This window comes from Paenibacillus sp. OAS669, assembly GCF_014873645.1.
In the GTDB taxonomy this organism is placed as follows: domain Bacteria; phylum Bacillota; class Bacilli; order Paenibacillales; family NBRC-103111; genus Paenibacillus_S; species Paenibacillus_S vulneris.
Genome location: NZ_JADBDR010000002.1, coordinates 190,181 through 203,194, shown reverse-complemented (window position 1 = coordinate 203,194; position 13,014 = coordinate 190,181). Strand labels below are relative to the sequence as shown.

The window sequence follows — 13,014 nt, the reverse complement described above, 5'->3', positions numbered from 1 at the left end:
GGACAACCGGCGTATTTTACAGTAATGTAGTTTACAGGAGCTTTACTAAAGGAAAGAAACCATTTTTTTACCGCATAAGGAGAAGGTATGAAATCACTTGTATTAGCCGAAAAGCCGAGTGTAGCCAAAGAATTGGCGCGCGTGCTAGGCTGTAATCAGAAGCACAAGCATTACATGGAAGGACCCCAACACGTCGTTACCTGGGCGCTGGGCCACTTGGTCACATTGGCGGAGCCTGAAGATTACGACGCCAAGTATAAAGCCTGGAACCTTGAGGATCTGCCGCTGCTTCCCGAACGGATGAAGCTGAAGCTGATCAAAGAAACGACGCCTCAATTCCGCGCTATTTCACAGCTGGCGCAGCGAGGCGATTTGGACCAGCTTATTATCGCAACTGACGCAGGAAGAGAAGGCGAGCTCGTAGCCCGCTGGATTATGGAGCTCGTTAAGTGGCGCAAGCCGTTCCGCCGTCTCTGGATATCGTCGCAGACCGACAAGGCTATCAAAGAAGGCTTTGCCAAGCTCAGACCCGGACGCGATTACGACCCGCTCTACCAATCGGCAGTATGCCGTGCAGAGGCGGACTGGCTTATAGGGCTTAACGTAACGCGTGCCCTCACCTGCAAATACAATGCACAGCTGGCAGCCGGTCGGGTGCAGACCCCTACGCTTGCCATATTGATGGACCGGGAGCGTGAAATCCGCAGCTTTCAATCCAAAGATTATTGGATGCTGAAGGCTTATTTCGGGGGTTTTCATGGATTATGGCGCGGTAAAAACCAGCCGGACGGACGGCTATTTGATAAAGCCGCCGCTGATGCTTTGCTGGCGCGGCTGCAAAACGGCCAAGCCAAGGTAACACAACTTAAGGTGGTTGAAAAGAATGAACCCCAGCCGCTCGCATATGACCTGACCGAGCTGCAGCGGGATGCCAACCGGAAATTCGGATTTTCGGCCAAGCAAACCTCCAATGTTCTGCAAAAACTGTACGAACAGCACAAGCTGGTTACTTATCCAAGAACCGATTCACGGCATCTGACAAGCGATATGGTCTCGACTCTGCAAGGCCGTCTCGAAAGCTTAAGCGTTCAGCCTTACGCTCCGCTGGTAAAGCCGCTGCTTCGCAAGCCGCTGCCTATAACCAAACGAATCGTAGATGATAGCAAGGTTTCCGATCACCATGCCATCATTCCTACGGAGCAAGCGCCATTGCTCCATACCCTGTCAGCAGATGAGCGCAGGCTGTACGATTTGATCGTCCGGCGGTTTATTTCCTTGTTCTATCCGGTATTCCGATACGATGAAACCGCGGTCACTGTGGAGCTTGCCGGGGAAAGCTTTTTTGCCAAGGGCCGGGTTACCAAAGACGCAGGCTGGAAGGCCGTATATGGGCAAGACACAGCCTCTACATCGGGTGACAATGATGAAAATGAGGACGACGAGCAAGGCACGCAGCAGCAATCGTTACCACAACTGCAAATCGGAGATGTACTAAAGGAGGCTCGCTGCAGTCTGGAGAAGCATGCAACCAAGCCTCCCGGCCGTTATACGGAGGCCTCCTTGCTATCGATAATGGAAAAGCATAACCTGGGAACGCCTGCCACCAGAGCGGATATCATCGAGAAGCTGCTTCAGACCGATACGATCGAGCGTAAAATGAATATTTTACAGCCTACAGGCAAGGGAGCCCAGCTAATCGAGCTTGTATCCCCTGCCCTGCGGTCGCCGGATTTAACGGCACGCTGGGAGCAAGAGCTGGAGCAGATTGCCAAAGGGAAAGGCAATATGAAAGCCTTTCTTCAAGGGATCCGCGAACAAACCATGTCCATGGTCCGTGAGGTCAAGAACAGCACTACGGAGTATAAGCCCCATAATCTGACGACGTCGAAATGCCCGGATTGCGGCAAGTCACTGCAGGAAATCAAAGGCAAACGCGGCAAAATGCTCGTCTGCGTCGACCGTGAATGCAGCTATAAAAGAGCGGCGGAGCCTATGCTTTCGAATAAGCGCTGTCCTCAGTGCCATAAGAAAATGGAGATTCATACGGGTAAGGCGGGGAAATATGCCCAATGCCGCCAATGTAACGTGATTGAAATGCTCAATAACGACAATCGCGTAAGCGGCAAGGCGGCCAAACGCAACACTGCCAAGCTGATCAATCAATACAGCGATAATGCCAGCCTGGGCTCTAGCTTAGGCGACGCATTGAAGGCTGCACTGCAACAACAAAAAGAAGATTGAGGCGAATTCGCCCAATCTTCTTTTTGTTTCTATGGCCTACTGAACGCCGGTCTTGCTGAGAAGCAACGGCTTCACTTCATACTCATAATACAACCGCAGCTGTTCCTTTTCCGATTCCGTAAACTGAAACTCGCAGTCACGTCCCTCATCCTGCGGAACGACTTGAGCGATTCCTCCTGAATAGGTGCAAATCAGCAGCGCGCTTAAGTCCGATAGCTCCTCCGGCAATTCGCTGCCCGCATCCAGGTCAAAGCACACCTCGACATCGACCCACTGCTCATCCCGCAGCTCGATCGTCGACCTCATATTCATAAATTTCAATTCCCTAACATCGACTGAACCGTATTGTATCATAGATTAACCTCGTCCATTCATCCGGTCTTTTATTTCAATTGAGCCTTTGCTCCGACCAAGTCCTGCAGTGCCATATCCAAAGTAGGATATTTAAACTCGAATTCATACTCGGTAGCAAGATACGGGAATACCCTTTGACCCTTGAGCAGGAGCTCCGATAACTCTCCGAACATGATTTTCATTACGAAAGCAGGCACAGGGAAACGGTGCGAGGTTCTCATAACCCGTGCGAGCGTACGGCCGAACTCGTCATTGGTCACAGGCTGAGGAGCCGTAGCATTCAGCTGCTCGATAATGTCTTCATTTTCGATACTAAATTCGATCAAGCGGCACAAATCCTCAATATGAATCCACGAGATCACTTGCTTTCCGCTGCCGATTCTGCCCCCAACCCCCAGCTTATATGGAAGCATCATCTTGGGGAAGGCGCCCCCGTCTTTTCCTAGAACGATACCGAGACGCAGCTTAACAAGGCGTGTGTCCTGGATTTGATCCATCGCCTTCTCCCATTTCTCCACTACTCCGGAGAGGAAGTCCTTCACATTAGGTTCGCTATGCTCAACGAACGATTCCGTCTCCGACGTTCCGTATATAGATATCCCCGAAGCGTTGACGACAACGGCCGGCTTGTTCTCCAATCGGGAGACGATATCGGCAATTCGGTTCACCGTATCCAATCGGGAATGTAATATTCTTTCTTTAGCTGCATTTGTCCAGCGCTGGTTGATGGATTCACCTGCCAAGTTGACGATGGCATCAACCCCCTCCAGCACCTTGACATCTTTCTCCAGATCCGACCAGGTTACGTTCCTTATGAGTACGTGATTAGGAGTTTGGCGCTGCCGCGAGATAAGGATGATCGAACATTTTTGCTTGAGGAAATACTCCGTCAAATGCCGGCCGATAAAGCCTGAACCACCTGCAATGGCAATTTTCATTGATGACTTCTCACTTTCAATAAAAAAATAATGAATACATAAAAACATTATATAACATAAATTCCGATAAATAAAAAGCACAAACCGCAAAAATTCGGCTTGTGCTTAACATTTGGCAATAGATGCAGCTTTATCTAATTAAGGCTTGTCGTTAGGATCCGTAGGCGAGCTTTTCATTTGTTTAAACATTTTTACCGTTTTGCCTACCAAATCACTTCCAGCTGGTACCATATCGGCTGTGATGACTACATCCTCCGGCTGACCCATTTCCTCACCGTCTGTGAAGCCATCTCCATCCGTATCCTTCCCGTTTACCGGATCGATGCTTGTTTTTATCAGCATGCCGTTTTCGAGCAGCATACCGGTTACCTCATAGTAATCGTCCAGCCCGTCTTGGTCCGCGTCAACGAATTCATTATGACGGGTCGTCTCCACTACCGTTCGGAAGGATGCCTCCAGTTCCTCGGCGGTAAGCACCTGGAAGTATTGGCCGCCTCCCAGCAGAGCCATCTTTTCAAGATACAATCGGTCCACTTCTCTGCTCAATCCCATGGTTACGAGCGTTACACCCTTACCGTAAGCGGATTGAATCATGTTCCAATCCTTCGTTCCCTTTGGATCCTGGTCTTGCCCATCCGTCAAAAGCACTGCGACAAAACGATGATTCGGATCGCCGTGCTGTTCAAATTGTTCATAAGCTAATTTCAATCCGGCAAAAATATTCGTTCCGCCGGAGCTATCGATTTGGTAAACCGCACCGGCTACTGTAGCCCCGTCTGCAGAGAACGTGGAGTATACCTGCGCCCAGCTGTCAAAATCGATAATCGCCGCGCGGTCCGACTCGGAATGAACCGTATTCGTGTACACGCTGCCGAGCACTGTTACCGTTTCCGTTACGAAAGACGAATTCGGATTGTAGTTCAGCGAATATACAAGATCCGTGACCGCTTTTTTGCGGAGATCGTTAGGATCGGTCCAGCTCATGCTGCCGGAGCTGTCGATAATAAACGCATAGTCCACATAAGGCTTGTATACGCCCGATGTTACGGACAAGTTGTTCTTCCAGGCCTGCTCCCAAGCCAGCTTGTCAATCAGAACGTACTTACTGTTATGGTTGGTTACAAAGCTGAGGGTTCCGTCGCCGGCATTCGTCGTATTCAGAAACTCAAATTTGTTAGCCGTTTCATTGTAATACGCAGCGACCAGATTTTGACTGCTTCCGGTGGATTGAATCTGGAAGCTTAAGGTAGCGCTGTTGAACGGAATTCCGTTCGTGCTGAATTCGATGACAGGCCCTACAATACCAGGAACAACTGTGTTCGCATTCTTGAACACATTGGCTTGCGGCAATGCCTCCACACTAATGCTGCCGGCGCTTCCTCTAAAGCCGGACAGACTAAGTCCTGTCAGCTCAACGGAATTGCCCTGGCCGTCCGTCCCGGCAATGGGGTTGCCTTTGCCGATTGTCGCTACCAAATCCGCTCCGCTAAAAGAAAGATTCACTCCGCTGCCGCTGCTTGGACGCGAGCCTCCCCCGCCCGATCCGGAACCGGAGCTTGAGCCTGTAGAACCGGAGGTTCCTGGTGTCGTCGTATCCGGAGTCGTAACCGGATCCTTCTTCTCATCCGTTTCTTTGGCTGCAGAAGCCTCCAGCTGCTTCATGTACCTTGCAATGACCGTCATCGATTCTGCGCGGGTTGCCGCCGCAGCAGGCTTAAACCACGTTTTGCCGTTTTCTACCGTGCCTTCAAACAGCTTGTTCGATGCTACGGCTAGAATAACGCTGTATGCCCAATTGCTTGTGCTTACATCCTCAAACACGACGGTTTGATCCGGCTTTTCCTTCAACTGATATGCCCGGACTAGCAGTGCAGCCAGCTCGGCTCGGGTTATTTCGGCATCCGGCTTAAACGCTCCATCCTCATAACCGTCTACAAGTCCTTCCTTCTTGGCCGTCTCCACATACTTGAACGCCCAGTGATCAGCGCTCACATCACGGAAGGAGGCCGTTTGGGGGTCAGCACTCTTCTTGTTCAGAGCCCCCACCAAGATTTTGACGTACTCGGCGCGGGTAATCGTTTTGTCTGGAAGGATCCAGAGCTTTCCGTCCTTCTCCACCCCGTCAATAATCCCTTTGCCGGACAAGTACTCAATTTCCGCCTTGGACCAGTGACCATCCACATCGGCGAAGGTGCGCCCCGTCCCTTCTGCGCCCGCTGCTGTCCATCCGGAACCTACAGTAAGACAGCAAATTAGTGCAGAAGCCAACATTTTCTTTAACTGCATGTTCACCCATCCCTTAATCCTATGTATTTCGCTCGCGCATCGACATTATATTACAGGGTTTTCACATGCTACAATCGCTTTCTATCATTTTGTGGTAAAGTTAACATTTTTGATAGAAACCATCCCTCGAACCTACGCGAAAAAAGTCGATTTACAAAGTGCGTTTTCCTCCTTATAATCTGTACTTGTAGCTTACTAACTCAGGAGATTGGGTCCCATGAAATTGCTATCGGTTAAAGTTTTATTTCTATTACTTATCGGTGTTTCTATTCTACCATTCATCAGCTCCAGCTCGCCTAATGATATGTATGAGGATCAGGTTGCCGTCATCATGTACCATCATTTAAGCGACACCGCCAAAAGCAGCGTCACCATAACGCCCAAGCTATTCAGGGAGCAGCTCGAATATTTGGCGGATAAACATTATAATTTCATCACGCTCGAGCAGTTTAAGCATTACATGGCCGGCGGCGAGGTCCCTGATAATGCTGTGCTCGTCACGTTCGATGATGGCTATCGCAGCTTTTACGACATTGCCTATCCGATCTTGAAGGAAATGCATATCCCGGCCGTTAACTTCATCATTACGCGCTATTTGGACAATCCCGATGGAAGCAACATCCCTTTCATGACCGGGCAGCAGCTCAGCGAAATCCTGAGTCATCCTGAAGATAATATCGAGTTTGAATGCCACTCCGATAGCCTTCATGAGCAAATCAACGGGCAACCGATGCTGACAAGCAGGCAAAATGCTAATGGTACGCTGGAAAACAGTACGGATTACGCCAGTAAAGTCATTTCCGATACGAATACCTGCAAAAACAAGCTCTCGCAGGTCAATGGCGGACCTGTTAGTACATACGCTTACCCCTTCGGAGGCGTGGACCCTAACGCGGCAGCTCTCGTGCATCAAGCGGGTATAGAGTACGGCTTTACAACCGTTAGCGAAATGGCGACACGAAACGATGATCCTATGCAGATCCCCCGGATTACAGGCGGGAACCCAAGCATTACCCCGGAAGAGCTGCACAGAACGATTATGCGTAAGGTCGTCAGTCTGGATCCAGCCTTCGGCTATATCCCGTTTCGCGAAAGCGTAGGACAAATCGGCGGTACGATGATTCAGGATCATGACGGAACCATTAACTTCTACTATAACGGCAACCACTGGACAACTCGCAAAGGCAGCAGCGTCGTTATGCTTGGGGATCAGCCAATTGATCTGGATTCACCTATTACCTTGAAACGCCGCCATGCGCAAATTCAGTTTAATGATCTGCAGAAAGCCATGGGCATCCCAATCGCTTTCAATCCTATCAGCAAGACTTTTTCCGAACGGCTTACGCCTGTCAAACAACAATAATCGGCATATCTTACAGGAGGCAATCTTTCATTGCCTCCTTTTTGCTGTTGTCAGCATATTTAGTAAAACTATATAATACTACTAAATGGAGGCTGTTCTATGAATAATAATGAAGCACTAGAGCAATTTATCACGCATATGCAAACCATTAACCGGCATCTCCGCTCCAAGGTTTTTGACCAGCAGCCGGATTCGTTGACACGGGTACAGTGGCTGCTGCTGCGGCATCTGCATCGTAACGGAACTCGCACCATCGGACAGCTGGCTGTACATCTGGATGTCAGGCCCAGCACCATGTCACAAATGATCGATCGTCTGGAGAAGTCCAGGCTCGTTTTTCGTGAGAGCAGCCAGCCGGACGCACGGGTGAAGAATGTAGCTCTAACCGAGCAAGGCAAAGACCTGATCCGCCGGACGGAAGCTCTGTGGATAGAAGCGCTCAATGATTCCTTCAATCAGTTTACGAAGCAAGAGCAGTCCGAATTGATCGGCTACATGGAACGGCTTACGGAGCGGTTGAATAAAAATATGCGGAATTCATGAAGGGTAAGCTTAAGTTTGAAGATATTTGCCTCTTTTTCGCGAAGCAAGTCGGTTTTTGAGTGCAATTGTCTGTTTTAGCATTTTCCTGTTGCTTCCTATTAGGGGAAAAAGTAAAATAATAATAATTGGAAGTAATCGGAGGTTACCCGCTTGTCATTGACCATAAACGAATTTCAAATGGAAAAATGGTACGATCACGAGCCGTTCACCTTATACCGCGGCTTCAATCCTTCCACCCAGGAAAAATATTGGATGAAGATGCTTCAATCGGAATTCCCGACCAAGCAGGAGCTCCAATGGATTACAAACGAATATGAAAACGGACAGCATATCCAGCTGGACGTGCTAATGAAGCCGATCCGGTTGGAATCTTATAACAATACGACCATCCTATTAATGGAGCATTCAGATGGTCATCCGCTTTTTCAGCTAGCAGCTTCGGGTCCTATGGAATTGAAGCTCTTTTTGCGTTTGGCCGCAGATATTACCGACACTGTTCGCAGGCTGCATCAGGCCAAGTATGCTCACCTGAGTCTATCCAAGCATGCGATTATTATAGAAGCGGATCGAACGATCCGGTTAACGGACCTATATTCAGCTGCACCTTACTCCGCCTCTGTTAGCATGTATGAGCCCGACGAAGGGTATATGGCCTGCAGGCTTCCCTATATGGCTCCCGAACAGTTCGGGCGCATGGAACGTAACGCAGAGTACAGGAGCGATATTTACGCATTAGGCGTTATTTTTTATGAGCTTTTAACCGGTATGCTTCCTTTTGCCGGCAGCGATACGAGCGAGCTGATTCATCAGCATATGGCGGTACAGCCCCTCCCGCCTGCCGATATACTGCCTGCCGTTCCGAAGCCGGTGTCCGATATCATTATGAAATGTCTGGCCAAGCATCCGGAACAAAGATACCAGAGCGCATATGCTTTACGACGGGATTTGGAAATATGTCTGGAACAGCTACTACATGACGGAACCATCGGTCCCATCGAGATTGGATATGGAACGCCTACGGATATTTTTAAAATACCCGACTATATCTACGGCAGGGATAACGAGCTGCAGGACATCCGCAATGCCTACCATAGGGTCATTCTGGGAAGTAAAGAAATCGTGTTCGTTTCCGGCTTGTCCGGTGTCGGCAAGTCGTTCCTGATTCAGGAATTTCAGAAATCGATCCAGAAGGAAGACGGTCTCTTTGTTCTAGGCAAGTTCGAGCAGTTTAAAAGGGACCTGCCTTTTCAAGCGATCCATCAGGCAGGACTCCAGATCATTCAATTCCTGCTGACCCTAAGTGATGCGTCATTCCAGCTATGGAAAAAGAAAATTCTTGATGCGGTCGGCCCGAACGGACAAGTATTAATAGACATGATACCGGAGATGGAAAAAATCCTGGGCAGTCAGCCTCCTTTATCCAAGCTGCCTCCTGCCGAGACGAACAATCGGTTTTTGATGACCATCAACCAGTTCCTGGCCGTGTTTGCTACCAGGGAGCACCCGCTCGTCATCTTTATTGATGATATGCAGTGGGCCGATCCGGCTTCCTTGCAATTGGTTCAAGAATTGGCTGCGCAGCCTGCTTTCAATCATTGTCTCTTTATCGGCACTTATCGAAGCAATGAGGTAAATGATGACCATCCCCTCCAAGGGATGCTCGATAAGCTGGAGCGAATGCAGCATATTCGAGTGACCTGCATGGAGCTGGAGGCTCTCAGCCATAAAGCGGTCCAAAGTCTTATTCAGGATACGCTGCAGGTCGTGTCCGAGGATGAGCTGGATGGGCTGGCCCGGATGGTTATGAACAAAACGAAGGGCAATCCGTTTTTTACCAAGCAATTTATAAGGTCACTTTATGACCTGCAGCTTCTCCGCTTCAATTATGAGCTTAGCCGCTGGCAATGGGATCTGGAGCAAATAAATGAGCTTCACATAACAGATAATGTCGTGGATTTCATGATCGGCAAAATTCGCCGGCTGCCGGAATCCGTACAGCAGTTATTAATGAAGGCCGCTTGTATAGGCCATGTATTCCGGCCGGAGCTGCTCTCGCTGGCTGCATCTCAGGATGTGGCCCTTATTAATCAGGAGCTTCGGCGCGCTATAGACGAGGGGCTAATCGTAGCATTAAGGCGCGACGCGTATCCCCATACGTCGATAAAATATTCCTTCCTGCATGACCGGGTGCATCAAGCCGTCTACTCGCTCGTGCCGAAGGAACAGAAAAAGGAGCTTCATTACCAAATTGGCCAGATGATGTTTCAGGGGTTATCATCTGAGGATTTGGAGGAGCAGCTGTTTGAAGTCGCCAACCATTTGAATTTGGGCAAGCCTTTATTATCTTCTATTGAAGAAAAAGAACAATTGGCCCGCTTCAACATGCAGGCCAGCGGCAAAGCCAAATCCAACACGGCATATGAAACCGCATTAAAATATGTAACACAAGCCGTTCAGCTTCTGGAGCCCAACCACTGGACGAATCAGTATGAACTGTCGTTTGCGATTTATCTGGAGCTTGCGGAGCTCGAATATTTATGCGGACATTTCGAGTCCGCGAAGCGTTCCTTCAAGATCATTCTGAATCATGCGCGTACAAGACTGGAAAAAGCGGATGCATACAACCTGATGATGGTGCTCTATACCAATCTTGGGCTCCATGAAGAAGCGATGGCCATGGGGCTTGAAGGACTGCGGCTGTTCCATATTCCATTGCAGTCCAACGTGAAGCGAAGCTCGATTCTCATCGAACTGGTTAGAACCAAATGGCATATGATGGCCAAGCATCCTTCAGATTTATTCGATCTGCCGCAGATGGTCGATGAGGACCATAAGGCCGTCATGAAGCTGATGGTGAACCTGATTGCACCGACGTATTACCTGAATTCCGAGCTGTATATTTATCTCATGCTGAAGATGTTTAACTACTCACTAAGGAACGGGAATTCGGAAGGTTCAGCTTTGGCCTACTCTACTTACGGGGTGATTATCAGCTCTATCTTCGGCGATTTGAAGAATGGCAGCAAGTTCGGCAAGGCTGGACTGATGCTGTGTGACGCTTTGGATCATCTGCCCATCAAATGTAAAGTGTACTTCGGCTTCGGGGCGTTTACGAACAATATGACTCAGCATATAGAAAACAACATTTATTATTTAAAGAAAGCCTACCAATTCGGCGTCGAATCAGGCGACCTGGTATATGCGGGCTACTCTATCACCTTCAGCTTTTTCCTTCGTCTGTTTAAGGGGGATCCCTTGAATGACGTATTCAATGAAACCGAGCTGTATCACCCATTTATTCAACGGGCTCAGGATCAGGATACGATCTATATCTTTATGGTGCTGCAGCGCTTCATGCTGTTCATGAGCGACGAACCCAAGCTCCAGCCGAGTACCAGCATTCCTGATATCATGGAACCATTCATGACCCCAGAGGAATGCGCGCAGCTGCAGAGCTTCACGAACAAGGCAACGGTTCATACGTTCTACGCTTTGCAGCTTCAAGCCTACTACATTCTGGACCGATTGGATGAAGCCAAGCAAACGATGAAGATGATGGAGGAAAGCCTCCAATCCGTCTTTGGCCTCATTCATGTACAAATGTACTACTTTATGAGCTCGCTCGTGATTTGCGCGCTGTATCCCAAAGCTGCGGCCGCCGATCAGAAGCGTTACTGGCACAAGCTGAAAAAGCATCTGGCTGCCATAAAAAAATGGAGCGTGCACTCACCGGATAATTTCGTCCCTCAGAAGCTCCTTCTCGAGGCGGAGATGAATCGAATCTCCGGGAACTCCGTCATTGCGGCAGAGCTGTATGAGCAGGCAATCTTTCATGCCAACAAGCATAGATTTCTTCAGCTCGAGGCTATCGCCAACGAGTGCGCCGCCAAATTCTACACCCAGAGCGGGAAGCTTAAAATTGCCCGCGCCTATTGGACGGAAGCGAAAGCGCTGTACAGTAAATGGGGTGCCGTTCGCAAGGTGGCTCAGCTGGAGGACCAGCATCCGTACCTGGTTAACCGGACGCCTGTCTCTCAATCGGCAATTGATGTATCCACAGTAGCAAAGGCTTCCCATGTGTTGTCCAACGAAGCGGTCTTTCATAAGCTGCTGGAAAGCTTCATGCATATAGTTATAGAAAACGCGGGCGCCGAAAAAGGGCTGCTCATTCTCGAACGGGACCATCAGCTGTATGTCGAAGTGGAAAAAATGCCGGATCGTCCGTTCATTGCGCTACATTCCGTACCGATCGAAGAGTACGAGCATGCGGCGATTTCCGCCATTCAATTTGCGGTTCGCAAGGAAGAGCCGCTGCTGCTTCATAATGCAGCATCTTCCGATATGTTCCCGAAGGACGCTTATATTCGGGCTCATCAGCCTATGTCAATCCTCATTATGCCTATTATCAAACTGGGTAAAATGATCGGCGTGCTGTATTTGGAAAACAATTTGGCAAGCCATGTGTTTCAAGAGCAGCGGTTGGATACATTGAAGCTCCTCGCATCCGAGATAGCCGGTACTATTGAAAATGCCAAGCTGTATACCAATCTGGAGCACAAGGATTATAAGCTGCAGCTGCTCGAGGAACGGGAAAAGAACGTTCGCCTGCAGTTGGATGAAAAGGAACGCTGGGTCCAATCCTCCGAGGCTACGATGCTGAACATTCGCAAAGCTCAGCACGAGTTAATTAATAACGTACAGACGGTTCATGCGTTACTTATGATGAACAAGTATGATATGGCCAAGGACTATATTTCCGTATGGTGCAAGGAAATCGTTCAGCAATCGGTGGTCAACTCCGTTAAATTCCCTGTATTGGGAGTCGTACTAAACAATATCAGCATTCCCTGCATCTCGCAGAAAATCGAGTTGCAGGTCAGCGGCCAGCTGGATTGTACGTTTGACGGATTGACTCTGCCTATCAGCTACTTCTCCAGCATAGTTCACAATCTATTAAAAAATGCTATTGAAGCCATCCCGGAGGATGATCCGCTGCGAACCCTCCGCCTCACGATTGAGGAGCAGGAAGAACGGTATAAATTGATGATCTTTAACAGCGGCTCCTTCATACCTGAACGGAACCGTACCAAAATATTCGAAAAGGGCTTCTCTACGAAATCCGAATCGACGAATTCCGGTCTCGGGCTTCATATCGTTCACAATTACCTGCAGCACTACGAAGGCTCTATCGAGTGCTTTTCTGAGGAAGGCGTCGGTACCACCTTCACTGTCTATTTGAAGAAGAAGTCGCCTGTCACCACAGCCAAAACCCCTTAGGACCATATGTCC

At 49.1% G+C, this 13,014-nt stretch carries 7 protein-coding genes; 4 read left to right on the top strand and 3 right to left on the bottom strand.

The genetic code is table 11. The annotated features are described in order from the left end of the window. The first annotated feature begins 87 nt into the window (after window positions 1–87). A complete protein-coding gene (locus GGC63_RS06345) occupies window positions 88–2,241 on the top strand; it encodes a DNA topoisomerase III (protein WP_192701578.1) in 2,154 nt (717 codons plus the stop codon). Between the two features lie 36 nt (window positions 2,242–2,277). Here GGC63_RS06345 and GGC63_RS06340 read toward each other — a convergent pair whose 3' ends face one another. From GGC63_RS06340 to GGC63_RS06330, 3 genes are all read right to left on the bottom strand, one after another. Beyond that, the gene (locus GGC63_RS06340) at window positions 2,278–2,595 is read right to left on the bottom strand and encodes a hypothetical protein (protein WP_192701577.1); all 318 of its coding nucleotides are present in this window, start codon (window positions 2,593–2,595) and stop codon (window positions 2,278–2,280) included. A gap of 29 nt (window positions 2,596–2,624) precedes the next feature. Then, on the bottom strand, window positions 2,625–3,533 hold the full coding sequence (locus tag GGC63_RS06335) for a TIGR01777 family oxidoreductase (protein WP_192701576.1): 909 nt from the start codon (window positions 3,531–3,533) through the stop codon (window positions 2,625–2,627). Window positions 3,534–3,671: 138 nt separating this feature from the next. Continuing rightward, entirely contained in the window at window positions 3,672–5,819 is a 2,148-nt protein-coding gene (locus tag GGC63_RS06330; protein WP_192701575.1) for an S-layer homology domain-containing protein, read from the bottom strand. A 217-nt stretch (window positions 5,820–6,036) separates the two neighbouring features. On the opposite strand from GGC63_RS06330, the gene GGC63_RS06325 reads away from it, so the two are divergent. The 3 genes from GGC63_RS06325 to GGC63_RS06315 all read left to right on the top strand — a co-directional run bounded on the left by GGC63_RS06325 (window position 6,037) and on the right by GGC63_RS06315 (window position 13,002). Continuing rightward, window positions 6,037–7,182 (top strand): polysaccharide deacetylase family protein, encoded by a 1,146-nt coding sequence (locus tag GGC63_RS06325; RefSeq protein ID WP_192701574.1) that lies wholly within the window; start codon window positions 6,037–6,039, stop codon window positions 7,180–7,182. A 99-nt stretch (window positions 7,183–7,281) separates the two neighbouring features. After that, window positions 7,282–7,725, top strand: coding sequence for a MarR family winged helix-turn-helix transcriptional regulator (locus GGC63_RS06320; RefSeq protein WP_192701573.1), 444 nt, complete (start codon window positions 7,282–7,284; stop codon window positions 7,723–7,725). 150 nt (window positions 7,726–7,875) lie between these two features. Beyond that, on the top strand, window positions 7,876–13,002 hold the full coding sequence (locus GGC63_RS06315) for an AAA family ATPase (protein WP_192701572.1): 5,127 nt from the start codon (window positions 7,876–7,878) through the stop codon (window positions 13,000–13,002). Window positions 13,003–13,014 lie beyond the last annotated feature (12 nt).